We start from the raw sequence: 24,428 nt of genomic DNA, 5'->3' as shown, positions 1-24,428 counted from the left end.
TGGTTTTCACCCTAGCTAGTGTTGAGCCTTTTGCCCTCTCACGATCAGCAAGAGAGCCTGTCGGAAGCCGGTCGGGCGCGAGGTAAACGGCGCCGCCGTCTGCTTCCGGTCTGAATGTGCGCGCAATTATCCCGATTTTTGCCGAGAGAATAAATTGCGATTGTCAATCGTTGCGTCTTTCTTCGGCATCTGTTTGATTCAGGGGCCGATACGTGCACTTACGAACAGTGGTTTGCTACGGGTCAAAGGTCTAAAATCCGCCCGCGTGATCTGTCTGGCCGGCTCAGGCCTCCACTTTGACAAACCAGGACGGGATTTCCCCAATGTCTGCCCTTGATGCGTTTCTGATTATTCTCGCGGTTCTGGCGCTGCTAGGCGTCATATTTGAAGAGGTCATCCACATCAACAAGGCCAAGGTAACGCTGTTCTTTGGCACCATGAGCTGGATGCTGCTGTTCCTGTTCAGTGATAACGCTGGTGAAACGTCTGCCATTTCCGACGGTTTGTCCGAGAGCATCGCCGAAATCGCCGGGCTGTGGCTGTTTCTGGTCGCAGCCATGACTTTTGTCGCCTACCTGAACAAGAAGGGTATGATCGAAAATGTGATTTACCTGATCATGCCGAAGCAGGTAAGCGAGCGACGGCTACTGTTCCTGACCGGTCTTTTCTGTTTCATTTTCTCCTCTTTAGCAGACAATATCACCGCCACTTTAGTCTCATGCTCGCTGATTCTGTCTCTGGATCTGGAGCTGAAAAAACGTATCCAGTTCGTCACGCTGGTTGTGTTTGCGGTCAACTCGGGAGGCGTTTCGCTGATCACCGGCGACGTCACTACGTTGATGATTTTCCTCGCGGAAAAGGTTGAAATACTGACCCTGCTGACCCTGGCCATTCCGGCCTCAATCACCGTTTTCATCCTCGCGGTTTTCCTGTCGAGAGGGCTCACAGGGACCGTGACACTGCGCTCCAACAATACCCCTGTGCGACGGGTAGATGCGATCATCAGCGGGCTGTTTTTGTTAACAATCCTGAGCACCATTGCCGGTAATGCCCTGTTCGGGATTCCACCGGTACTGACCTTTCTGTTCGGCCTGTCCATCATGTTCCTGGTGTCTCGGTTCATGAGTGACGACTCCGATCTGGACCCGATTCTCGAGTACATCCGCATCATCGAGTTTGAAACGCTGCTGTTCTTTCTCGGCATCCTCCTGCTGGTGGGCATGCTCAAGGAGATCCATGCGCTGGATTCGCTGGTGGCGATTTACGACATCCTGCCGCCGCTGTACGCCAATTACCTGATGGGCATCTTCTCGGCCGTTATCGATAACGTGCCGCTGACGGCGGCCCTGCTGAAGGCCGGCATCGACATGAGCCCCGGCGAGTGGATGGGCCTGACCTATGCCGTGGGTGTGGGTGGATCGCTCCTGGTGATCGGCTCAGCCGCCGGTATAGTGGCAATGAGCAAGATTCCGGGGCTGACCTTTGCCGCCTATATGCGGTATCTTGCACACCTTCTGGCGGCCTATACCCTGGGCTACGCCGGTGTCTACATGCTCGGGCGTTTCATCAACTGAGGTCTATCTATGCTAATGGCATTTGGCGCAATCATCGCCGGCCTGGTCCTGCTGGTCTGGAGTGCCGATAAATTTGTGGAGGGCGCCGCGGCGACCGCCAAACATCTTGGCATGCCCACCCTGCTGATCGGCATGGTGATTATCGGTTTCGGCACCTCGGCACCGGAACTCGCCGTCTCAGCCATGGCTGCGTCCGATGGCAACCCTGGCCTGGCCCTGGGTAACGGCTATGGCTCCAACATTACCAACATTGCGCTTATTGTCGGCCTGACAGCCATCATCGCGCCCATTGCAGTGCACTCCCAGGTGATCCGCAAGGAGCTGCCACTGCTGATCGTACTCACCCTCATTGCCGGCGCCCAGCTGATCGACGGGCACCTCTCACGCATGGATGGCTGGGTGTTGCTGGCGGTCTTCGCCGCGGTTATGGGCTGGTCAATCTTCCAGGGCCTGAAAGGCAAGGCGGATCCCCTGGCCGGTGATGCCGACGCCGAGATCATTGCGCATCCCATGCCCCTGAAAACCGCCGTGATCTGGCTGGTAATTGGCCTGGTACTCCTGATCGTCAGTTCCCGGATGCTGGTTTGGGGTGCCGTCACGATCGCCCAGAGCCTTGGAGTCAGCGATCTGGTGATCGGTCTCACCATTGTTGCCATCGGCACTTCCCTGCCCGAACTCGCCTCGGCTCTGGCCGCGGTCAAAAAGAACGAACACGACCTGATCCTGGGCAATATTCTGGGGTCGGGCATTTTCAACACCCTCGCCGTGGTGGGTCTCGCGGCTGTTATCGAACCCCTGGCCGTGGACCCGGAAGTGCTCTACCGTGACTGGACGCTGATGCTGGCGCTCACGGTGGGTCTGTTCCTGATGGGCTTTGGCCTTACCGGATGGCGCAAACTGGTGAGCCGTGTGGATGGCGGTATCCTGGTACTGGTGTACGTGGCCTATACCGGCTATCTACTGTCCACGGTGGTGGCTGCCGGTACGGCCTGATCTGCGCGCCGATGTGAGGCCGGTGCTAACCGGCTTCACCGTCTCCCAACAGCTCCGTCAGCCTTGAGCGGACCTCGGTCATCACCTCATCCAGGTCGGCTTTGGTCTTACCGGCCGTATCCAGCGGTTCTCCTACCCTCACATCCACTGGCTGCCCGAGGTTGATCTGCCAGGTACGGGCCGGTAAAACACGGTGGATACCCCGCACGGCCACCGGCACGATCACCGCCTCGGTATCCAACGCCAAATGAAAACAGCCTTTCTTGAATGGCAAAAGCTTACCATCCGGTGACCGGGTCCCTTCGGGCGCGGCCCAGAGCACGATTCCGCTTTCCATCATCGCCCGGGCCTTCTCCAGATCCCTGACCGCGCGTTGCCGATTGGATCGGTCCACTGAGGGGAATTCTGCGGCACGCATGGCCTGCCCCAGCAACGGAATACTGAACAACTCCTTTTTCGCCAGCATGCGGATCGATCCCGGCAACGATACGAAGGTGACCGGAATATCATAGTGGCTGGCATGGGTGCACATGATGATGTATCGGCGCCCGTCGCCGAAATCAGGCACCTGCCCGCGGACCGTCAGGTTGGCGCGAACCAGCCGTAACAATGACGCCGACCACTCGCGACAGTATTGATCAACAATGGGCCGGTTCAACCATCCGAACAGCGCCCTCAGCAAAACCAGCAGTGAAAAGAGCGCTGTCAGGCCGACACTTCCAAGCACAACGCCGGCCCGCCGTAACAAGGTTGCAGACTCTGTCAGCGGGCTCAAGTTCAGTCGGATCATGCCGGGCACCTGTGTTCTGTCTTGGATTGCAGTGTGCGGCGGATTATAGCCACCGCCAAACTGGTTTGATAACGATAAAAAAGTATTGATTAATCCTTGACCACAGCCTATAAGAATAAGGTTATAACCTGATTTTTTAGAATGCAGCCCCACCGTCCGACGACAACCCCAAAAAGGAGACGGATCATGAAACAGGAAACAGCTCTTCATCGAGGCCCGAACGATCCGGGCCTACAGAATCCTTCTCGCCGCAGCATTCTGCTCGGCAGTGCTGGCGCCTTGGCAGCCGTAAGCGTGCTTGGATTCACGCCTCTGGCCAAAGCCGATGAACCGAAATCACTGCCGGATTATGCGGCCTGGAAAGAACGCAACGCACTGATTGTGCACAGCGCCAACACTATGGAGACCGAGCGGGGCGCCATCGGCAACGGTGTCATTACTGCCAGCGATCGACTGTTCGTACGCAACAACCTGCCGGCACCGCCAGCCTCGGTCACCGACAACCCGGATGCCTGGGAGGTGCAGATTGGCGGCGTCAAGAATCCCCGCACTCTTACTGTCGGTGAACTGAAGGCCATGGGCGTCACCACGGTTGCCTCGGTATTGCAATGCTCCGGTAACGGCCGCGCCTTCTTCCCCCATGGAGCAAGTGGCACCCAGTGGTCGGTTGGCGCTGCGGGCTGCGTGATGTGGACCGGTGTACCACTGAAAGATGTGGTTGAGGCCCTCGGAGGGCCAGCCGATGGAACCCGATACATTACCGCGACCGGCGGTGAAGCCCTGCCCGAGGGACTCGATCCCAAAACCATAATGGTTGAGCGCTCGGTACCAACGAGAGCGCTGGACAGCGCTCTGCTTGCTTGGGAAATGAACGATGAGCCGCTTACCCATACCCATGGCGGCCCACTCAGGATGGTGGTACCCGGTTACTACGGCGTCAACAACGTCAAGTATGTCAAGAATCTCGCTTTCACCGAAAACCAGACCGACGCGAAGATTCAGGCCTCAGGCTACCGGGTCCGCGAAGTGGGTGTGAAAGGTGCGCCAGACCAACCTTCCATGTGGGAGATGAACGTAAAATCCTGGGTCACCGCGCCTCTGGAGACCGGTAGCGCCGGGCGCAACATGATTTATGGCGTAGCATTCGGTGGCACCGTGGCACTGGAAAAAGTGGACGTATCGGTGGACGGTGGCAAAACCTGGAAACAGGCCCGGTTCCTTGGCCCCGACCTCGGACCATACGCCTGGCGGCCTTTTGTTCTGGCTACAGATCTTTCGGCAGGCGAACACCGGATTGTAAGCCGCGCCACTGATGTTCAGGGCAACTCCCAGCCAGAAGGCCGGATCGAGAACGAACGGGGCTACGGCCACAATGGTTGGAGCGATCACGGGGTAACGGTCGCTATCGGTTGATAACCTGCGGGGCCCTCTCGGGCGTTGATGGATGGCCCCGCCTCTGGGAACACAAAGAGATGAGAAAAACAGTTGTACTTTGTGGGCTTACCCTGTTCGGACTGTCAACACTGGCCAATGCCAGCGACGCCGAACAGGGAAAGCTGGTTTTCACGCAACAATCTCAGCCTGCCTGCACCATCTGTCATACCTTGGCCGATGCCGGCTCCGCGGGCGCAGTAGGTCCGAATCTGGACGAACTCAAGCCGTCCAGGGAGCAGGTGATCAATGCGGTGACCAGCGGCGTTGGCATAATGCCGGCGTTCAACGAGTCGCTTTCCGAAGAGCAGATTCGTGCGGTGGCTGAGTACGTCGTGTCGGTGACGAGCGGGAACTGACCTGTAAGCACCGGGAAAACAAAAGGGGCCGCTGGGCCCCTTTTTTCATTCTAAGCGTTTTCCTGAAACACCATGGCAACCGAATTCAGGCAGTAGCGCTGCCCGGTTGGCGGCGGGCCGTCAGGAAAGACATGGCCGAGATGGCTGTCGCAACGGGGACAGCGGATTTCGGTGCGGGTCATGCCAAGACTCGTGTCCTCAATGTAGCGGATATGCTCCGGATCAAAGGGCTGGAAGAAACTTGGCCAGCCGGTTCCTGAGTCAAACTTCGAGTCCGAGCTGAACAAAGGCAAATCACAGAGCCGGCAGTGGTAAACACCGGCTTTTTTGTTATCCAGCAAGGTTCCGCAGAACGGATGCTCGGTGCCATGGTCGAGCAGTACGCGCCGCTCTTCCGATGTCAGATCTGCAGCTTTCTCCTCAACCTGTGCTTCGTTTAGTGGTGTCAGGTCATAACCTGCAGCGGAAACTCCCATAGTCTGCCTCCTCAGGCGGTGCTGCCTGCGTCGTTGTCTGTAAATTCCGGCTTCAGGCGATCAGGATAACTGTCTACAAGCTTTTCCATTTTCGGGGCGGCCACGGCCATGATGTATGGCTGGTAGGGATTCCGGGCAGCAAAATTCTGGTGGTACTCTTCTGCCGGGTAAAACGCCTCCAGCGGCTCCAGCGTGGTCACTATCGGATCCGGGTACACCTCGGCCTGATTGAGCTGGTGGATGTAGGCCTCGGCTACCCGCCGCTGTTCGGCAGTTTCATAGAACACAGCCGAGCGGTACTGGGTGCCCCGGTCGTTGCCCTGGCGGTTCAACTGGGTGGGATCGTGAGCAACCGAGAAGAACACCTTCAGCAGTTCGCCAAAACTGACCCTGGCAGGATCATAGTGAACATCCACCACTTCTGCGTGGCCGGTAGTACCTGAGCATACGGCCTCATAATTGGCAGAGCTGGCGTGACCGCCGGCGTAACCGGACTCAACGCTGGTTACGCCATCGATGGCCAGGAAAACGGCTTCCACGCACCAGAAACAGCCGCCAGCCAGCACGACACGCTGTTCGCCCTCGGCCGCCGGCAGGTCCTGTTCAGGGTCGGGAAAACGGCTACGGGGTACGTTGAGACCCGGGATACTGCAGGATGTCGTCATGGTAACCTCTGCGTTCGAATTATCTGCCTTTAATCGCTCGATTGTGGCTGGAAACCTGCTGATTTGCCAACCCGTGTGCCGGCTCAGGAAGAGAGGATCATATGTACGCTGATCAGGACAGCAGGATCACTCCAGCCAGCGCACTCAGCGGCGCCAGTAGCCAGACCGGAACCCGCCAGACAGCGAGACAGACCCAAATGGCGAGCACGAGTGCCAGGTCCTGCGCACCGTGGACGGCGGAGACCCAGACCGGATCGTAGAGAGCCGCCAGCAACAACCCCACTACGCCTGCATTCACCCCGGCCAGTGCTGACCGGGCGCGATGATGCTCCCGAAGCCAACTCCATAGGGGAAGACCGGCAAATACCAGCAGGGTTCCGGGGAGGAACACAGCCAGTACCGCAATCACACCACCGAGAACGCCGGCCTGTGAGCCACCCAGAAATCCTGAAAAGGAAAACAGCGGCCCCGGCATAGCCTGGGCAACGCCATACCCCGCCAGAAAGGTGTCCGCCGGCATGGCACCGGAGGCCACGAAGCCCTCCTGCAGCCAGGGCAGCACTACATGTCCGCCGCCAAACACCAGGGCACCGGCCCGGTACATTTCAGCGCCTATCCAGCCAAGACTGCCGGTGGCCTGAGGCAGGAACGAAACCAACAACAGAATCAAAAAGGCCCCTGCAAAAAGCGCAGGTTTCCGGGATTGTAGCGGCACATGCAGCGGCTCAGATGCCTCTCCGCTCCCCAACCCCAGAAAGGAACCCACAGCCCCGGCAATGACCAGCGCCAGTATCTGCATCCAGGTTTCGCCCATCATTAGAAGGATCACCGCTACCAGCAACGCCATGGCGATTCGGGGACGGTCCGGGCACAGGGTTTTTCCCATCTGCCAGACCGCCTGGGCCACCACCGCCACCACAAACAACTTGAGACCCTGCACCCAGCCGCCACTGCTGGCCTCTGGCCAAGCGTTCAACCCCAACGCAAGACCAATCATGATCACCGCCGATGGCAGGGTGAACCCCAGCCACGCTGCGAGTGCGCCGCGGTAATGGCCGCGCAGGAACCCTATAGTCAGACCGACCTGGCTGGAGGCCGGTCCCGGCAGCAACTGGCAGAGGGCCACAACTTCTGCGTAGGCACTGTCTGAGAGCCACCGCCGACGTTTGACAAATTCATCGTGAAAGAATCCGAGATGCGCTGCCGGACCACCAAACGACGTCAGCCCCAGCCGAAGGAACAGCAGGAAAATCTGGCTGAACGACAGCCTGTCATCACTCGATGGTTCCGTCATAAAACTCCTGAGTCTGTTGCTCCGCTGGCTTAACCGTCAGTGTGTCATCAAACATGAACATTGTGTCGTTTTGGTTGCATACCTTCGAGGGCGATCCATAATGAAAGACAGGGTTTGCCACTTAGTACCTCGGCCATGCCCGGCTCGGCATATAAGGGAAGAAGAATGACGGCAAGGGCTCGTACACCGGAGAACCAGGATGAACTCCTGGAATACCGCCTGAGCCTGAGGCTCGGCCCTGTTCACGCCCGCCAGAGGCTCGGCATTGAACGGGAAGCTGAAGCGAAGGTATTCGGGCAGGATCACAGCTCATTCCATCTGGAAAACTGGGCCACGGCGCCCGGCTTTATCCGTACCTGTTTGCGCATGGTCGGCCTTTGGGGCCGGGGCCAGAGCAACAGCCGGCGTCTGAACACCGTGCACAATCATTTCCAGCTTCCCGGCCTGCCGGAAGCCTTCGAGGGCTTTCGCATTCTGCATTTGACCGACCTGCACGTAGACATGGACGAAGCCAACCTGCAGGCAGTCCTGCGCCAGATCGAACCGTTAGACTACGATCTGTGCGTGTTGACCGGCGACTACCGGAAACTCACGTGGGGCCCGATTGAGGGCGCACTGGACGGCATGGCGCGGCTGAGAGACGGTATTAAAAGCAAGCCCTATGCGGTTCTGGGTAACCACGACAGCGTTCGCATGGTACCGGCATTGGAAGACATGGGTTACCAACTCCTGATGAACGAAATGGCGCCCATTGAACGGGAGGGCCAGACCCTGTACCTCGCGGGTGTGGACGACGCCCACTTCTTCAAGGTCCACAACCTGCACCAGGCGGGGGACAATATCCCTGCGGGAGGCACCAGCATCCTGCTCAGCCATACGCCGGAGATCTGGCGCGAGGCTGCCCACGCCGGTTACGACGTCTTTCTCTGCGGCCACACACACGGCGGCCAGATCTGCCTGCCCGGCGGTATACCGGTGACTCTCGACTCTGACTGCCCGCGCACACTCGGTCGAGGTTACTGGCGAATGAACGGCATGCAGGGCTACACCTCACCGGGTTCCGGAACGTCCGTGGTAAACGTTCGCCTGAACTGCCCGCCGGAAGTCACCCTTCACACCCTGACTCGCGGCCCGGTTTAGTGGGGCTGCCGGCGTATACCGAGACGGTAGAGCAGCGGTGAGCCATAGATGTTGGACAGGGTAAAAACCATCACGACAACCAACACTACCCACAGGCTCACCGGTAGCCACCACATCGCCAGCAGCATGGGCAGGAGGGCTTCCGGGATCTGATCCAGCCCGACAGCCCGGGCACTCGATTCCAAACCCATTCGACGCTTGATGAAGCTGCTCAGAAGATCTCCTCCCAGCCCCAGCAGGCCGAACAGAAGCCCGAACACGAATCCCAGCCCGGTAAACAGCGCAAAAAGCCCGCAAGCCAGTGCACCGGATACAACACCCCGCCAGGTTTTGCTTTCACCAAATACGGGGCGACCATCGGACAGCAGTCGACCGCCGTCCACCGGGGCCGACCAGCGGTTTTTCAGCAGCCCGGCCGCAACCACCGGCGTGCCGTTGGCCAGCACCAGCATCACAAACAGCTCCAGGATGATCAGCAAGCGTTTGCGCCCCTCTGAAACGACCGATCAGGCGATACCGCCCCGGGTCAGCTTGAGCGGATCCATCAACTCCTCGAGCCGCTCCCGGCTCAGGCCGCTGCGCTCCTCCGCCACATCGATGACTGGCCGGCCAGTTTTATACGCCTCCTTGGCGATGTCTGCCGCCAGACTGTAGCCGATCTCGGGATTAAGCGCTGTCACCAGTACAGGATTCTTGCCCACGCCCGCATTCAGGTTGTCGGCATTGACCGTGAAATCCTTGATCGCCTTGTCCGCCAGCATGATGGCCGCATTGGCGAGCAAATCGGTCATGTCCAGCAGGTTACCGCCCACCAGAGGGAGCATGACGTTGAGCTGGAAATTACCAGACTGACCGGCAATGGCCACGGCGCTGTCCAGCCCCATCACCTGGGCGCCGACCATGGCCACGGACTCCGGTATGACCGGATTGACCTTGCCCGGCATGATACTGCTGCCCGGTTGCAATGCCGGAAGACTGATTTCAGCCAGGCCGTGAATGGGGCCGCTGTTCATCCAGCGCAGATCGTTGGCGATCTTGGTAAGCACGATGGCTGCGCCGCGCAATTGTGCGGAGAGGGCCACCGGGGCATCCACCGCGCTCTGGCCGGTGAATTTGTGATCGAGCGACGTAAAAGGATAGCCGGTGTTAGCCCGCAGGAACTTGACGAACTGGCCCGGAAATTCCGGTAGCGCATTGATTCCGGTACCCACCGCCGTGCCGCCCTGGGGAACGGCCAACAGCTCATCAGCTGCGGCTTCTACCCGTTTTTCCACGGCCAGAAGCTGTTCGCGCCAGGTTTTCAACTCCTGGCCGAGGGTCACCGGCATGGCATCCATCAGGTGGGTGCGGCCGGTTTTTACCTGGCTGGAAAATGCCGCTTCCTGCTCGTAGATCACACCGCAAAGATGCGACAGCGCCGGCAGCAGCTTCTCCTTGGCTGCAATCACGGCACTCACGTGGATCGCCGTTGGAATCACGTCGTTGGAGCTCTGGCTCATGTTCACATGATCGTTCGGGTGCACCTCGAAGCCTGCGTTGCGGGCGATACTGGCGATCACCTCGTTAACATTCATATTGGTGCTGGTGCCGGAGCCGGTCTGGTAGCGGTCTACCGGAAACTGATCCGCGTACTCGCCCTTCACCAGATCTTCGCAAGCCTGGGAGATCGCATCCCGCAGATCGTTGTCCAGCAGGCCCAGGCTGGTATTGGCCTCGGCGGCTGCACGCTTGATCTGGGCAACGGCGGCAATAAACGGCTGAGGCATCGGCTGGCCACTGACCGGGAAGTTTTCCACCGCGCGCTGGGTTTGAGCGCCCCAGAGCGCATCAGCAGGTACCTGGACGTCCCCTAGGCTGTCGGTTTCCGTTCTGAATTCGCTCATATTCCCTCCTGTCCGTGCATTTGCACTGTGGGCTTCTTGGCGTGTACACCAGGGGCCCGGCCATGGCTCAGCCGCCGCCCTGGGATCTAAGCCGGACATGGTCGCAGATGCCCGTAACCTGTTCAAAATTGAGGATCAAGGTATGAACGGTGTTGGTGTAGGTGTCGTGCAGGTGAAACTTGTAACGGTGCTGCTTTTCACCCTGCAGAAACGCATCGTACTCGCGGACCAGTTCACGCACATCCCCACCGGAATCCTTGCTCCAGGTCGCATTGAACGGACCCAGCACGGCACCGCCAGCCAGGCAGATGGTGACTTCGTGATTCGTCAGACCATTCTCAGGAACTGTCATGGTTATCTCCCTTTCGATGAGCCTCTGGTAAGTGTAGTCGCTCCTGACGCCAGGACAGTCCATAGTGCCAAGGCTGTCACAGAACCAGGTTTTCATTGCCGTCAAAGGCACTCCTGTAGGAAGCTCCTACACCGCTAAGCCACTGTTGTTGCTAATCTCTTCCCTACCCCATTAACAGGATACAGAGTAATCATGGCGACCAGCGGAGCGGCGGAGATCCTTCTCCGGTATGACGACAACCAGGACCGACAGCACTTCGAAACCTTGTTTGCCAGCGATTTCGTTATTCGCGCGTTCGCCACTGACCAGGGGGCACTCGACTACCTGCCCTCGGCTCCCACCATACCAACCGCCATCGTTCTGCTTCCGAACCGCGCTGATGACTATCTTGAGTCGTCGCTACTAGCACAGGCCAGGGACCACCACCCCCGGATTCTGAAGATCCTCATAGGAGATGCCATTGCGCTGAACCTTCTCGTGAAACTGCTGGACCATCAGCTGGTCGATCGCTGCTTCGAACAGCCGGTCAATCCCGATGTTATCCGGTCGCACGTTCTCACAGCCGCGCTCACCCGCGAAGGACAAACGCTCTCTCCGGATACCAGCGAGGCCCACGAGGGCCCGAAACCGGCGATTCTGATTGTGGATGACGAACCGACTGCCATCCGTTATCTGTCGATGCAGTTGGAGCGCATGCAGGACGAATTCCGCGTGCTGAGCGCCATCAGCGCAGAAGAGGCTCAGCTTGTATTGCAGAAAGACAGCGATGTCGCGGTGGTGATGACAGACCAGAGAATGCCCGGGATGCATGGCAAAGAGCTGCTGGACGAACTACGACAGTCGCACCCGACCATTGTCCGAATTCTCACGTCAGCCTGGGGCGAGGTTGATGTGGCCATGGATGCAGTTAACGAGGGCCGGATCTTCCGCTATCAGAAAAAGCCATGGAACGCAGCCGAATTGCTGTCGCTCTTCCGCAAGGCTCTTGTCCAACATCGCACCCTGGTCTCTGCAAGAGACCGTTCACGCTCAATCGCAGAACAACAGTTCGCGGAGCTTCGCCAGCAACGACGAGCCAGACTGCTTGAACATCTGAACGAGCGAGTCGACGGTTTTACCGGCGAACCGATCACCGCCGACTTTCTGGACGCCCTGGCAACTGTCCGCACACTTCCTGCCCAGCCACCCCATCTGCGCGCAAGCCGGGAAACCGCGCTTGAGCATAATCTTGTAAGAGACTTTGCCGGAATGGTGGGCCGACAGCTGTGCACCCTTCAGCCAGGCCAGGTGCACGGCATCCAGAACCGGCAAGCCTTTGACCAGGCTCTCACGGACGCCTTGGAGAACCCGGCAGGCACGAGCGAAACACAAACACCGTTGATGGCCCTTTGCCAGGCACTGGCAACCCTGATGAAGGCCTCCGGGCTGGAGCGCTCTGCTCTGGAATTGACCCGGACCGAGAGCGGTCTCATGGTCACCAGCGCCAGCCCGCTTCACATGTACAGCCATCTGCTGGCGCCAATCACCCGTCTATCCCGCCCCCTGCTGGAGCAGCAGAGCGCTCTTCTGATGCTCTTCGTAAGCACCCGACTGCTTGCTGGCGATATCGACGTGACCGGAGGCGACCAGTGTCTTCGATTGAGTCTCCATCTGCCGGCCAGGGCAGACTGATGGCGTCAGGTCAGCGCAGGCTCAGGTTGTACGTCACCATGGGGCAGCGACTGCTCCGTGACAGCCTGTTATTCCAGATCCTCTTGCACGATGAGGTCGAACTGGTTGGCGAATCGGAGACCGGAGTGGCAACGCTCGATCGGCTGAAGACGGCCACCCCTTCGGTACTGCTGATTGAGGAAAACCTGCAGGACAACGACGGGCTCACCATCGCCGAGCATGCATTGGCGGTGAATCCGTCATTGTCCGTGCTGCTGATATCCGACACGCCGGTCAGCAGCGGGCGGATGGCGATCTATCTGGAAGCAGGCATCAAGGCCGTGCTGTCAAAGGACCAGCCAGTGCAGGAGTTAATCAAGACGCTGTTCTACATTCGAAACGGGCAGGTTTATGTCGGCAACTGGCAACAGGAACCAGCACCGGCCGCCATGCTCGCCTATCAGGCCTTGTCCGGACGGGAGCGGGAAGTGGCACAGCTGATGGCCAGCCGGCTGCCGGTACGCGATATTGCAGGCAGGCTTGGCGTTTCCTGCAAGACGGTGCATTCCTACAAGGACCGGATTTTCGTGAAATTGGGCTTCGAGCGCCTGCCCGAGCTCATTCTCTTTATGCAACGACACCAACACGGAGCCGCCGAGTGAAACTGCTTTCCGGGATGGATCAGATCCGCCAGCTGCCCGCCTACCGACAGCGACGCTTCGAACGCTTCTACCACACCCAGTATCGGTACCGGGTGCTGCCCCTGTTCGCCGACGTTTACCTGGTGATTGCCTTTATCGGTACCCTGCTGTTTCTCGGGGGCCTGGCCCTGAACCCGGATGCACCGGACGTATTCGGCATCTACCTAATCTACACCGCGATTCTGACCGGTCTGATCGCCGCTCACCGGTTCACGCGCCTGCGCCGGTCAGCGCCGATGATTGTCTACCTGGTGTTTTTCAACATGGCGGCGTTCAGCTACCTGGGATACATGACAACGGGCGCGTCGCTCGCTCCCATCGTGGGCTTGTTCTTTTTCATCAGCTCCGTGGGCATCATTACCCTGTCCCTGTTCCACACCAGCGTGATTATCCTGATCAACCTGACACTGCTGATACTCGCCACGTTCGTGGCGGTCGACAGCACTCAGGTAAGCGACACCCTGATCGGCATTCTGACCAACTGGCTGATTCTGATGTGCCTGGTGGTCGCACCGCTATCGGCCTGGTTCCTGTCGCAGTTCCTGCGCAACCTGCTGGCGCTTCAATTCCTGCTCCGAGACCGGAATCGACAACTTTCCCGCACTCTGGAAACCCTGAAATCAACGGAAGAAAGACTGGCCCAGGAACAGAAACATCAGGCCCTGAGCCATATGGCCAAGGGGCTGCTGCACGAGATCATGAACCCGTTGAACTGCGCCAGCCAGGCCGTGGATTTTGCCAACTCGGTAAACCGGGATGTCGAGGTCGCAGACGCCCTGACCGACGCTAGCACCCACCAGAAACGCATTGCCGATATTGTGTCTGACCTGATCGAGTTTTCCCGCCCCGTCCCTGAACACAGCCTGGAAACGGCAGACCTCGGCAAACTGGTGACCACCGCCACCCGCTTCTGCCAGCATCAGCTACGAGGTGTCGAGCTTCAGACTGACATCCCGGCCGGGACGACCGTTCCCTGCTATCCATCTGCCCTGACCCAGGTGTTCGTAAACCTGCTGCTCAATGGCGTCTCTGCCGTCAGCAAAAACCGGCAGCCCGGCAAAATCGAGATAACGGCCGAAAGCGCTGACAGTACCCATCGAATCGTAATTCGGGACAACGGCCAGGGCATCGCGCCAGACGATATCAAGCGGCTCACTGATCCGTTCTATTCCACCAGTGATACACCGGACAACCTGGGGCTGGGCCTCAGCATCTGTCAGACCATCATGCGTCATCACAAGGGCAACATGTCGATTACCAGCGAACCCGGCCAGTGGACGCAGGTGACCCTCACGCTGCCTAGAACCGCAGCACAGCACGCAGGGTAACAGCGTCTCCGTCTGGCGCGGCCATCAGGGTATTGCCGCGAATATCCGGCATCAGGTAATTCAGGCGCAGCTGGAACAACTCGCCCAGATACCAGGCAAGACCCAGCAGCGTCACACTCGCCTCGGCGCCCAGGTTCCGGTCTCTCAGGTCCACAGCACTGTGCCGTGCGACCAGCTCCAGGGCGCCCGCCCGGTGCCGGGGCTCTATCCGGTCAAACTCACCCCGGCTGTAATGGCGGCGATCATCGGTCAGGAACACACCGGCCTGGAGGTAGGCGCCACCGAACTGCCAGCGTGACCCGTCGGTTCGACGCACGCTCTGAGCCATGGCCTCCGCCACGAGGGTCAGACGATGACAAAGCCAGGCGGCCTCGAGACCTGCCAGCCAGGCATCACCGGCCTCGAATCGTGGGCTGCGGACAACATTGTCGGCACTGAACACCTCCCCCTCATCCTTGATCTGAAAGCGGCTGTCGCCGAGATCACGATAAGAGGCCGCGGCTCCCAGATGCAGGGTCTGGCTTTCTGAACGAATGGGGGCACGGGTCAGTCTCGCGGTTATGGCGTGAGTGGAGCCACCATCGGGCTCATCGGTGAACAGGCCCAGGGACCAGGTGCCGCGTTTGCGGTACTGCCCCGCCATAACACCGATGGAACGCCCCGGTGCGAACGCCGAGGTCACCAGCGAACGCTCGCTGGTGTTCAGGCTGGTGTAGCTGGCGAGGCGTTCCAGGCCAAAAGGCTCCTTGAAGCGCCCAATTTGAGCCTCGAAACGGCTCTCCCCGTCATACAGGAGATAGGCATCGCCCAGATCCAGCTCTTTCTTGTCGCCTTCAATCTTGTAGCTGCCATCCAGCTCTGCCTCCCAGCGCTTGCCCAAGGCCAGTTCCAGTTCAATTTTCGCATTTCTCAGGACGCCCCGGGTTGTGCTGCGCTCACCGTCTTCATCATAAAATGACCCGTAATGGTCGACGCCGGCGGCGACGTAACCGCCCACTTCTGCTTCGACAGGGGAAGCCACAGCAAACAGGGGCTGGGCCATGAACGCCAGTGTCAGACCGATCACCAGCCACGCCCATTTCAGCTCAGCGAGCATGATCGCCCTCCTGATGGAAGTGCATACGTAGCATGGCGGTGTCCCTCAGATAGCTGACAGACACCACATCCACCCGGAACACATCCAGACCGGTGCGTTCTCGCAGGTCCGCGATGAGCAACTCCCGGCGGTCCCGGTGAACGTTCTCGATCTTTTCGTACTCCACCTCTCTCTCACTGTGTCGCGGCAAAAGCACACGGGTTTCGAGCACCAGCGCCAGAACAATGACCAGCAGGTTCAGAAACACCAGCTCCAGGTGGTGCATGTTGCCAACTGCTGCCAGCAGGGCCATGGCGATCACCAGAAACAGGTAGGTCATTTCCTTTATGCCCAGGGCTTCGGTTCGGTACCGGAGCATCGAGAAAACGGCGAACAGACCGAAGGCAAAGCCCATGGTGACGGTGACCGAATGCAGCAATGCGGTCACCAGGAAAACGCCGACACCAAACAGAATGAACGAGGCGGCATTCTCCCGGTGACGAGAAAACGCGTAGTAGCAGCGAATCAGCACAAACACGGAGGCGGTATTGATCAAAAGCCGGATCGCAAAATGGACATCAACAGCAGATTCCATGAAGTCTCCTTAACAGCGGTTTGAAGCGATTGGTTTTGCATTCGTGGCCGAACAACAGGCTTGTGCCGATGCAGTATTTGCTGAACTGCACGGGGCGGCAGCCGAGCTGACCAAGACGTTCCAGGAAAGGGGAAAATGGGACCTTGCGATCGTACTTGACCTCGAAAACGGCAACATCAGGCAGGCACAGACCGCTGCGACGGTCGGCCGAGTAAAAACCCAGCCCTGTATCCACCGTAATGCGCTCGGTCCCCTGTGCGCTCATGAAGGTCATCCGGCGGTAGCCGACAAAAAGAGCCGGCAGCATCCCTGCCACCGGTCGGCCCAATTGCTCTTCAAGGAAAAGGACCACCCGGCTGCTCGCAAAGGTTTGCGATGTCAGCGGCAAACGGTTCTTGATGGTTCTGTCCCGGTTGTTCTTTTTCTTGACCTCCAGGAAGCTGTCCCCGGTTTCGCGATAGTGCCGGATACGGAGCTTGAACCGGTTCAACTTGCCGTTGTGGTGATCCAGGTATAGCTGGCGTTCCGGTGTATCGAAATACAGGGTGTCGTAGGTGAACCGCCGGCGCCCGTCGATCTCCAGGATGGAGTAATGGTGCTCCAATCCACGCAGACAGGCATCCAGCAGGTATGCGGGCACCAGAAACTTGGTGTCGACCCGATTCATCAAACGAGCCTGCATCTGCTCGGCCAGACAATGCCCGCGGAATCCTTCCAGCGGGCTGGCGACAGCCATGTTCATCGAATCGCCGAATCGTATTCCAGGGTGGCGTTCAGGCTCAGTTCCACGTCGCCCTCACTGGCCCCGGAGCCCGCCCCGATGACAGTAATACTGCCCTCTGCGCCAAGGGCCAGGGCACGCACGTCCCCGGGCTGGCTTTCATCCACCTCAAACAACAGAGCGTTGGTGGCAAAGCCATGGAACTCGTGTGTGCCCGGCACGTAATCGGATGCCTCGATAAACAGTTGAAGCACATAGGGTGTGAAATTGTCGTTGATATCCACGCCAATCAGCAGGAGGCTGATCACCGCCGGCTTTGATTCGCGATCAACCGAGTAAACCAGGCTGTCCACCTCGAAGGCGGCAAAAGTCAGGCTCGCGTTCACCGCCCGACCTCCCGGCAGCGTAAAGCGGAAGGCACCTGTGTCGGCACGGTCCTCGGACTTGATGGTGCCGGTCAAGCTGGTTGTCGCCGGCACGCTGCAATCCGGTTGCGTGTCCGCAAGCCGGTACACTTCCCCGGAGGCCGTTTCCTCGGCGATGGCCTGTTCAACAACAGCTCGACGGGCAGGCCGGAAATCGTCATCACTGGCCACGCCGCGGCCACCAATGAAAGCTTTCAGGCTGGCAGTCGCCTCCGCGCTGGTTCCGGTGAGTTCACGTATCCGCTCCACTTCCGCCAGCAAATCGGCCTCATCCCACTGGGTGGCCAGCAGGTCTTCAAGCTCGGCCACATAGCGCGCCCGGTACTCGGGAATGTTGAAAAACCGGTCCGCCAGCGAGAAGTTGCGATACAGCACCCCCGTGAGCGGCTTCAGGGGATGCGCCCCACGAAACGCCGTATCAGCGCCCCAGGGAATAAAATGGAACAGGCCGTCTCCGGGGTCCCGATAGATGTGAAAATTGTTGGCGTTGCCAGTGGCGGAATCCCAGGCGCCCAGCAGGGTTTCTATCGCCCAGAACCGGATAAATTCATCCACATCCACCAGCTGCGGCAATACATTCACCATCTGCTCATCGGGTAACGCCAGAGCATCGGTAACGGCCTGCAGGTCAGTCCGGTCGTTTTCTTTTTCGTTGGTCTTTTTCTCGAAACGCTGGCTCAGCCAGGTACCGAAGTCCGCCGTTTGGGCTTCGTACTGGTTACCGTCGTCGTCCCCGAATGCCCGTGCCAGAAAGGGCTTCTTGATCGGCTCGACATTGGTAAACACACCCAGATCCTCGCCATTGACAGACACTCTGGCGTAATTGCATTTCGGCGCCGCGAGCCCGGCCTGCCGGAACTGGTCATAGGCCATGCACTGGCGGGCATTAGAGGGGTCCTGGCGGTTATTGTTCAGGGTCATCCGGGTCATGTTCTGATAGGTGCGACCAGGCCAGAGATCGTTAAAGTCCAGCTTGAGAGAGGGGATACTGGGGCTCAGGGAGCCCATGTAGCCCTTCTTGCGCACGATCACCCGGTCCATGCGGTCACCGTCGATGGTGACGCTGGCCGTGAATTCCGTGTATTCGAACTCGGGCACACATTCCCGGTCGGTGCTGGCCAGGGTTCGGGCTTCCGATTTCAGTTTGCTGAAATCGGCGGAGCTCATAGTGACCGACACATCAATCAGCCGCTCGGGATCATAAAGCTCGACATCGCCCCCTATGTTCACGGGCTCCGCCGGGGGTTCGAAATCCGAGGGGCTGGACACCTCCGTCTCGCCGCCCCCACCGCCGCAACCGGCCAATAGCACAGCGGCGATCATTGCCAGCCACCAATGCCCAAATCCACTGCCGGCTTTCCGGCCAATCGTTGTTGTTTTCATCTGTTACTCCCTCAGATGTTTTGAAACCTGCCGGTATCGGAGACCGGTTGAGGGAGTATTTCGCGAAGCGCTTCAGAGTGTATGTAAGAAGGTCTTACAGGACTGGCGAGAAGGGGTCAGGCCGAGGCAGAGGTCAGCAAGCTGGTCATCAGGGCTCTGAGCCAACTTGGAGAATCGTCCTCAAAGCCATAGGCGAGATTCTGGAGCGACTCCCAATCACGCCCGAATTGCACTCCATCGCAAATTGACTTGATTTTATTAGACGCCCGGTCTATTTTAATTCATAAATTAATTAGACGATCGGTCTAAATCGAGTCGAGAAGATGAACCAGACAGCAGATATAAAGCGAAAACGGGGACGTCCTCCTAAGACCGCAGATTCGAATTTCAGGGATACCCGGCAAACGCTCATCAACGTAGGCCTCCAGGTACTCACGGAGAAAGGCTACTCGTACACAGGAATCGACGAAATTCTGCGCAAGGCCGGCGTACCGAAAGGCTCTTTCTACCACTATTTCGACAACAAGGAGTCTTTCGGGAAGATCCTGATCGAAGCCTACGGTCGATATTTTGCGGGCAAACTTGATCGATGGTTTCAGGACCGCACCCTCACTCCCCTGCAGCGTCTTAACGCCTTCGTTGAAGATGCCAAAGCGGGTATGGGCCGGTTCGAATATCGTCGCGGCTGCCTGATCGGCAACCTGGGGCAGGAAATGACTGCACTGCCTGAGGGTTTCCGGGATCTGCTACAGAGCGTTTTCAGGGACTGGGAGCACCGCACCACTGAGGTTCTGAGGGACGCCCAGCAGACCGGCGAGATTGCCAAGCATCTAGAGTGCGATCAAATGGCCCACTTCTTCTGGATTGGCTGGGAAGGCGCTGTATTGCGAGCAAAGCTGGACCAATCACCAGAACCACTGGATCAGTTCGCCCAGGGATTCCGTTCGCTCCTGCGCGGGGCATGACCTGGACTGAAAAACCGCCTTCTACTACCCAAACGAGGGAGACAACATGTTTAAAGGCATACTCATTGAAGGATCACGCGGCGACCAAAAAGTGTCACTGACATCCATAGAAGAATCAGAGCTGCCCGAAGGCGACGTTACCGTGGACGTAGCCTTCTCAACCTTGAACTACAAGGATGCTCTGGCCATCACCGGAAAGTCACCGATCGTGAAACAGTATCCGATGATTCCAGGCATCGACTTTGCCGGCACCGTATCAAGCTCCACGCATGCAGACTTCAAGGCAGGCGACCCGGTTGTCTTGAACGGGTGGGGCGTTGGCGAGAAACACTGGGGCGGCCTGGCCGAGAAAGCCCGTGTTTCCGGTGACTGGCTGATTCCTCTGCCCAAGGCGTTTTCTCCTCGACAGGCCATGGCCATCGGCACCGCCGGCTATACCGCCATGCTTTGTGTCATGGCACTGGAAAAGAATGGCGTAACACCTGATTCCGGGGACATCCTGGTGACCGGGGCAACCGGCGGCGTTGGAAGCATTGCGGTGGCGCTGCTGGCCAAGCGGGGTTATTCCGTGACCGCGGTGACCGGCCGATCCGAGGAAGCAGACTATCTGAAGTCGTTGGGGGCCGGAAACATCCTCGATCGCGCTGAGCTGAGTGAACCAAGCAAACCCCTGGTGCGCGAGACCTGGGCCGGCGCCATTGATGTGGCCGGTGGACAGGTGCTGGCCAATGTCTGTGCCGGCATGAAATACCGTGGCGTCGTCGCAGCCTGTGGTCTGGCGGCCGGCATGGACTTCCCGTCCACCGTTGCCCCGTTCATTCTTCGGGGTGTGACTTTGTGTGGCGTGGACAGCGTGATGGCGCCCAAAGCTGAGCGACTCGAAGCCTGGAAGCGCCTGTCGGAGGATCTCGACATCGATCTGCTCGAGCGCATGATCACGGAAATACCCTTTGAAGACGCCATCGAAGGTGCGAGCCAACTGCTGGACGGCAAGGTTCGTGGGCGTATCGTCGTACCGGTCGCAGGCTGAACCGAAACTTCTTGAATCATAAAACCGCCGTTAAAGGAATTGTTATGAGCTCATCCACCGAACAACCAATAAGCCGATTCCAGGTTCCGTCGCTTGAATCACTTCCGGAGGACATTCGGGAGAAGATTCTCGCCGTTCAGGAAAAGTCGGGGTTTATCCCCAATGTCTTTCTGGTACTGGCACATCGCCCCGCCGAGTTTCGCGCCTTCTTCGATTACCACGATGCCCTGATGGAAAAAGACAGCAACCTCACCAAGGGCGAACGCGAGATGATCGTCGTCGCTACCAGCAACCTGAACCAGTGCCAGTATTGCGTGGTGGCCCATGGCGCTATTCTGCGCATCCGTGAAAAGAACCCGGAGATCGCAGACCAGGTCGCCGTGAACTACCGAAAGGCCGACATCACTGAGCGCCAGAAAGCCATGCTTGATTTCGCAATCAAGGTTTCGCAACAAGCCCAAGAAGTGTGTGACGCGGACTTTGAGGAACTCAAACGTCATGGTTTCAACGACGAGGATATCTGGGATATCTCCGGCATCGCCGCGTTCTTCGGGCTTTCCAATCGGATGGCAAACGTGACAAACATGCGGCCTAACGCAGAGTTTTATTCACTGGGGCGATAAAGCGCATTGAAACCAAAATCCACCCCAATAAAAAAGGCCCTGGGAAGGGCCAAAAGAGAGTGACAGAAAAACCCGAACTCTCGTCAGAGAGTCGCCCCGGCCAGACACCGGGGAATGAAGGTGCACATCCGCTGTGCTGACTCACAGGCGGGCCCGTGTGGGAGGCCCGCTTACCGCTCACAAATTCAGAAGAAACCCAGCGGGTTGGTGTCATAGCTGGTCAGCATGCACTTGGTCTGCTGGTAGTGCTCGAGCGCCATCTTGTGGGTCTCACGGCCAACACCGGACTTCTTGTAACCACCAAAGGCAGCATGAGCCGGGTAGGCGTGGTAGCAGTTCATCCAGACCCGACCGGCCTGGATATTACGGCCCATCCGGTAGGCGAGGTTGGAGTCGCGGGTCCAGACGCCGGCACCCAGACCAAACTCGGTGTCGTTGGCGATGGCCAGGGCCTCTTCCTCGGTCTTGAAGGTGGTAACACCGACAACCGGTCCGAAGATTTCTTCCTGGAACACGCGCATCTTGTTGTCGCCCTTGAACAGGGTCGGCTGGATATAGAAGCCGTTGTTAAACTCTTCGTCCAGATGCTCGCGGTCGCCACCGGTCAGAACCACAGCGCCCTCTTCCTTACCAATGGCAAGGTAGGACATGATCTTGTCGAACTGTTCCTTGGACGCCTGAGCGCCAACCTGAACGTCGGTATCCAGCGGGTTGCCACGCTTGATGGCCTTGGTGCGCTGAACCACTTTCTGCATGAACTCTTCGAACATGTCTTCCTGGACCAGCGCCCGTGACGGGCAGGTGCAGACTTCGCCCTGGTTGAAGAACGCCAGAACCAGACCTTCCACACACTTGTCGACGAATTCCGGCTCGGCCTTCATCACGTCAGAGAAGTAGATGTTGGGTGACTTGCCGCCCAGCTCAACGGTGGACGGGATGATGTTCTCGGCCGCGCACTTGAGGATGTGGGAGCCAACCGGGGTGGAGCCGGTGAAGGCAATCTTGGCGATACGCTTGCTGGTGGCCAGGGCCTGGCCAGCCTCAATACCGTAGCCGTTTACGATGTTGAGCACGCCCGGCGGCAGCAGGTCACCGATGATTTCCATCAGCACCAGAATGCTGGCAGGCGTCTGCTCGGCCGGCTTCAACACGGTGCAGTTACCGGCCGCCAGACAGGGACCCAGCTTCCAGGCCGCCATCAGAATCGGGAAGTTCCAGGGAATAATCTGACCAACCACGCCTAGAGGCTCGTGGAAGTGATACGCCACGGTGTTGTGGTCGATTTCACCCATGTGGCCTTCCTGGGCACGGATACAACCCGCGAAGTAACGGAAGTGATCCGCTGCCAGGGGAATGTCCGCATTCAGGGTTTCACGCACGGCCTTGCCGTTGTCCCAGGTTTCGGCAACCGCGAGCTTCTCTAGATTGGCCTCGATACGATCCGCAATTTTCAGGAGGATGTTGGAACGCTCGGTGGGTGACGTCTTGCCCCACGCTGGTGCTGCCTTGTGCGCTGCGTCCAGGGCAAGATCAATATCTTCAGCACTGGAACGCGGAATTTCACAGATAACATCGCCAGTTACCGGTGTGATGTTCTCGAAATACTGGCCTTTCACCGGGGCAACCCACTCGCCACCGATGTAGTTCTCGTAACGGGATTTGAAAGAAACGACGGAGCCATCCTTTCCTGGTTGTGCGTAGATCATGATCTCGACCTCTTGTTGTGTTTGTCGCAGGGCAACGCGGCCTTTCGCGTTTACTCATTCAATGTAGACCTCAATCCCCGATGTTTGAATGATGCGATGGAGGCGAAAAACTCCTCCCTTGGTAGTAGATGGCTCGAAGGCCATGCCACCAGTGGCCCGGCTTCGAAATCACTCTGCGAAAATAAATGCACAGGAAAGGTCCTGATCGATGCACAAAAACAGTGCGCCCGCCCAGGCAAGAAGCAGACCTGCCAGACACTTCAAACCCCACCACAATAAAAACAGTAAGTTAGCGATTGGCATGGACTCTGCAAAGGATCCAATACGCAGCGAGACGTCGGTTACTGAAACCACAATCAAAGCGCCACAATCTGACCAATGGTCAACTAGGGTTCCGGTCTGCAACCAATAAACGCAGGCGACTGGTCCGAGAGTTGACGACCTTTTCCAAGGTTACACGGCGGGACAAAAGCCCGGGAGGATCGCTCAGTTACTGACGCCTCTCGCTTTTTTAGATGCCCTAACCAGGAGGAAAAGGCCATGTTGCAAACCGCAGCCCCCCTCTACGACGATCTGATTCCCGGCGGATCCCACTGGTCCTTTATCGTGCGCCGTGGCCATGTGCTGCGCCTGATTGACGAAACCGGCGGTGCCAACGTCGGCATGTTGATGTACAACCCCGAGAACCCGCTCGAGCGGTACAACATGCCGGACACCCTGAAAAACCAGCACACCTTCCTGCTAACCAAGGGCCACGTATTGCTCTCGGACATGGGACGGGTGTTTGCCTCCATCATCCGCGATGATCTGGGCTGGAACGATACGGTCAGCGGCACCTGCAACGCCGATCTGGTAGAAAAGCGCTGGGGCCTAAAGACCTATCAGCAAGCTCACAACCATTACCACCGCAATGGCTTCACCAGTTTCCTGAACGAACTGGCTAAATACGGCCTCGGCAAGAAAGACCTGACCGCCAACCTGAACTGGTTCAGCAAGGTGAAAACCGACGACGACGGCAATATGGCTTTTGCCGAAGACCATTCCCGTGCCGGCGCCATAGTGGATCTGCGCTTCGAGATGGACACCATCGTGGTGCTGCACACCTGCCCGCATCCGATGAACCCGGCCAGCGAGTATCCCAGCCATCCGCTGCGGTACCAGTTGTTCAAGGCGGCCCCGGTAACCGATGCCGATCCCTGCAAGACGTCGTCCCCCGAGGCCACCCGGGCCTTCGCCAATAACGCCCTGTACCACCTGTTCCAGTAACGG

Annotated in this window: 24 protein-coding genes and 1 riboswitch; of the genes, 12 read left to right on the top strand and 12 right to left on the bottom strand. The window is 58.4% G+C overall.

All coding sequences use genetic code 11. The annotated features are described in order from the left end of the window. Nucleotides 1–323 precede the first annotated feature (323 nt). Together nhaD and CFB02_RS17460 are read left to right on the top strand one after the other, a co-directional pair. Nucleotides 324–1,574, top strand: coding sequence for a sodium:proton antiporter NhaD (gene nhaD, locus CFB02_RS17465; protein WP_014578337.1), 1,251 nt, complete (start codon nucleotides 324–326; stop codon nucleotides 1,572–1,574). 9 nt (nucleotides 1,575–1,583) lie between these two features. Continuing rightward, nucleotides 1,584–2,567: a calcium/sodium antiporter gene (locus CFB02_RS17460; protein WP_172835843.1), complete on the top strand. Its 984-nt coding sequence runs from the start codon at nucleotides 1,584–1,586 to the stop codon at nucleotides 2,565–2,567. 25 nt (nucleotides 2,568–2,592) lie between these two features. Here the strand turns inward: CFB02_RS17460 and CFB02_RS17455 are convergent, their stop codons facing one another. Then, nucleotides 2,593–3,357 carry a lysophospholipid acyltransferase family protein gene (locus CFB02_RS17455; RefSeq protein WP_088559024.1) on the bottom strand — a complete coding sequence of 255 codons (765 nt, stop codon included), beginning with the start codon at nucleotides 3,355–3,357 and terminating at the stop codon, nucleotides 2,593–2,595. A gap of 186 nt (nucleotides 3,358–3,543) precedes the next feature. On the opposite strand from CFB02_RS17455, the gene CFB02_RS17450 reads away from it, so the two are divergent. Beyond that, entirely contained in the window at nucleotides 3,544–4,770 is a 1,227-nt protein-coding gene (locus CFB02_RS17450) for a sulfite oxidase (protein WP_088559023.1), read from the top strand. Between the two features lie 59 nt (nucleotides 4,771–4,829). Continuing rightward, a complete protein-coding gene (locus tag CFB02_RS17445; protein WP_088559022.1) occupies nucleotides 4,830–5,147 on the top strand; it encodes a c-type cytochrome in 318 nt (105 codons plus the stop codon). A gap of 50 nt (nucleotides 5,148–5,197) precedes the next feature. On the opposite strand, the gene msrB is transcribed toward CFB02_RS17445, so the two are convergent. From msrB to chrA, 3 genes are all read right to left on the bottom strand, one after another. Next, nucleotides 5,198–5,623, bottom strand: a complete 426-nt coding sequence (msrB, locus tag CFB02_RS17440) for a peptide-methionine (R)-S-oxide reductase MsrB (RefSeq protein WP_008171070.1) — start codon at nucleotides 5,621–5,623, stop codon at nucleotides 5,198–5,200. Between the two features lie 11 nt (nucleotides 5,624–5,634). After that, nucleotides 5,635–6,288: a peptide-methionine (S)-S-oxide reductase MsrA gene (gene msrA / locus CFB02_RS17435; protein WP_008171069.1), complete on the bottom strand. Its 654-nt coding sequence runs from the start codon at nucleotides 6,286–6,288 to the stop codon at nucleotides 5,635–5,637. 112 nt (nucleotides 6,289–6,400) lie between these two features. Next, entirely contained in the window at nucleotides 6,401–7,582 is a 1,182-nt protein-coding gene (gene chrA, locus CFB02_RS17430; protein ID WP_088559021.1) for a chromate efflux transporter, read from the bottom strand. 165 nt (nucleotides 7,583–7,747) lie between these two features. Between chrA and CFB02_RS17425 the strand changes: the two genes are divergently transcribed. Beyond that, entirely contained in the window at nucleotides 7,748–8,722 is a 975-nt protein-coding gene (locus CFB02_RS17425) for a metallophosphoesterase (protein ID WP_041645624.1), read from the top strand. On the opposite strand, the gene CFB02_RS17420 is transcribed toward CFB02_RS17425, so the two are convergent. The 3 genes from CFB02_RS17420 to CFB02_RS17410 form a co-directional block, all read right to left on the bottom strand. Next, nucleotides 8,719–9,201, bottom strand: a complete 483-nt coding sequence (locus CFB02_RS17420; RefSeq protein WP_088559020.1) for a CDP-archaeol synthase — start codon at nucleotides 9,199–9,201, stop codon at nucleotides 8,719–8,721. The two genes, CFB02_RS17425 and CFB02_RS17420, sit on opposite strands and share 4 nt — an antisense overlap. Before the next feature lie 27 nt (nucleotides 9,202–9,228). After that, the gene (locus tag CFB02_RS17415) at nucleotides 9,229–10,605 is read right to left on the bottom strand and encodes a class II fumarate hydratase (protein ID WP_014578343.1); all 1,377 of its coding nucleotides are present in this window, start codon (nucleotides 10,603–10,605) and stop codon (nucleotides 9,229–9,231) included. A 67-nt stretch (nucleotides 10,606–10,672) separates the two neighbouring features. Next, the gene (locus tag CFB02_RS17410; protein WP_008171059.1) at nucleotides 10,673–10,957 is read right to left on the bottom strand and encodes a hypothetical protein; all 285 of its coding nucleotides are present in this window, start codon (nucleotides 10,955–10,957) and stop codon (nucleotides 10,673–10,675) included. A 192-nt stretch (nucleotides 10,958–11,149) separates the two neighbouring features. Between CFB02_RS17410 and CFB02_RS17405 the strand changes: the two genes are divergently transcribed. Genes CFB02_RS17405 through CFB02_RS17395 form a run of 3 tightly spaced genes read left to right on the top strand, consistent with a single transcriptional unit; the run spans nucleotide 11,150 to nucleotide 14,636 of the window. Next, nucleotides 11,150–12,628 carry a response regulator gene (locus CFB02_RS17405; protein WP_088559019.1) on the top strand — a complete coding sequence of 493 codons (1,479 nt, stop codon included), beginning with the start codon at nucleotides 11,150–11,152 and terminating at the stop codon, nucleotides 12,626–12,628. Continuing rightward, on the top strand, nucleotides 12,628–13,269 hold the full coding sequence (locus CFB02_RS17400) for a helix-turn-helix transcriptional regulator (RefSeq protein WP_227519271.1): 642 nt from the start codon (nucleotides 12,628–12,630) through the stop codon (nucleotides 13,267–13,269). The genes CFB02_RS17405 and CFB02_RS17400 overlap by 1 nt, the downstream gene beginning before the upstream one ends. Further along, nucleotides 13,266–14,636, top strand: a complete 1,371-nt coding sequence (locus tag CFB02_RS17395) for a sensor histidine kinase (protein ID WP_088559017.1) — start codon at nucleotides 13,266–13,268, stop codon at nucleotides 14,634–14,636. Before CFB02_RS17400 ends, CFB02_RS17395 begins: the two co-directional genes overlap by 4 nt. Here CFB02_RS17395 and CFB02_RS17390 read toward each other — a convergent pair. The 4 genes from CFB02_RS17390 to CFB02_RS17375 are packed head-to-tail and all read right to left on the bottom strand — an operon-like array spanning nucleotide 14,608 to nucleotide 18,835. Next, nucleotides 14,608–15,732: an OprO/OprP family phosphate-selective porin gene (locus tag CFB02_RS17390; protein WP_088559016.1), complete on the bottom strand. Its 1,125-nt coding sequence runs from the start codon at nucleotides 15,730–15,732 to the stop codon at nucleotides 14,608–14,610. The genes CFB02_RS17395 and CFB02_RS17390 overlap by 29 nt on opposite strands. Next, nucleotides 15,722–16,306, bottom strand: coding sequence for a DUF4956 domain-containing protein (locus CFB02_RS17385; protein ID WP_088559015.1), 585 nt, complete (start codon nucleotides 16,304–16,306; stop codon nucleotides 15,722–15,724). Before CFB02_RS17385 ends, CFB02_RS17390 begins: the two co-directional genes overlap by 11 nt. Continuing rightward, complete coding sequence (locus tag CFB02_RS17380; protein WP_088559014.1) at nucleotides 16,290–17,048, bottom strand: polyphosphate polymerase domain-containing protein; 759 nt, start codon at nucleotides 17,046–17,048, stop codon at nucleotides 16,290–16,292. The genes CFB02_RS17385 and CFB02_RS17380 overlap by 17 nt, the downstream gene beginning before the upstream one ends. Beyond that, nucleotides 17,045–18,835 (bottom strand): CotH kinase family protein, encoded by a 1,791-nt coding sequence (locus tag CFB02_RS17375; RefSeq protein ID WP_088559013.1) that lies wholly within the window; start codon nucleotides 18,833–18,835, stop codon nucleotides 17,045–17,047. The genes CFB02_RS17380 and CFB02_RS17375 overlap by 4 nt, the downstream gene beginning before the upstream one ends. A gap of 323 nt (nucleotides 18,836–19,158) precedes the next feature. Here CFB02_RS17375 and CFB02_RS17370 point away from each other — a divergent pair, with 323 nt between their 5' ends. From CFB02_RS17370 to CFB02_RS17360, 3 genes are read left to right on the top strand one after another with little or no spacing between them, the layout of a single operon-like run. Then, nucleotides 19,159–19,800 (top strand): TetR/AcrR family transcriptional regulator, encoded by a 642-nt coding sequence (locus tag CFB02_RS17370; protein ID WP_088559012.1) that lies wholly within the window; start codon nucleotides 19,159–19,161, stop codon nucleotides 19,798–19,800. Between the two features lie 46 nt (nucleotides 19,801–19,846). Continuing rightward, nucleotides 19,847–20,830: an MDR family oxidoreductase gene (locus CFB02_RS17365; protein ID WP_088559011.1), complete on the top strand. Its 984-nt coding sequence runs from the start codon at nucleotides 19,847–19,849 to the stop codon at nucleotides 20,828–20,830. Between the two features lie 44 nt (nucleotides 20,831–20,874). Next, complete coding sequence (locus CFB02_RS17360; RefSeq protein WP_088559010.1) at nucleotides 20,875–21,453, top strand: peroxidase-related enzyme; 579 nt, start codon at nucleotides 20,875–20,877, stop codon at nucleotides 21,451–21,453. Between the two features lie 185 nt (nucleotides 21,454–21,638). On the opposite strand, the gene CFB02_RS17355 is transcribed toward CFB02_RS17360, so the two are convergent. Then, on the bottom strand, nucleotides 21,639–23,159 hold the full coding sequence (locus CFB02_RS17355; protein WP_088559009.1) for an aldehyde dehydrogenase family protein: 1,521 nt from the start codon (nucleotides 23,157–23,159) through the stop codon (nucleotides 21,639–21,641). A 375-nt stretch (nucleotides 23,160–23,534) separates the two neighbouring features. Continuing rightward, nucleotides 23,535–23,641, top strand: a riboswitch (guanidine-I (ykkC/yxkD leader). 58 nt (nucleotides 23,642–23,699) lie between these two features. Here CFB02_RS17355 and CFB02_RS17350 point away from each other — a divergent pair. Beyond that, the gene (locus CFB02_RS17350) at nucleotides 23,700–24,425 is read left to right on the top strand and encodes an urea amidolyase associated protein UAAP1 (protein ID WP_088559008.1); all 726 of its coding nucleotides are present in this window, start codon (nucleotides 23,700–23,702) and stop codon (nucleotides 24,423–24,425) included. Nucleotides 24,426–24,428 lie beyond the last annotated feature (3 nt).

The organism is Marinobacter sp. es.042, assembly GCF_900188315.1.
In the GTDB taxonomy this organism is placed as follows: Bacteria; Pseudomonadota; Gammaproteobacteria; order Pseudomonadales; family Oleiphilaceae; genus Marinobacter.
Note: the sequence above shows the minus strand (reverse complement) of the source record. Positions and strands in the feature narration are given on the sequence as shown.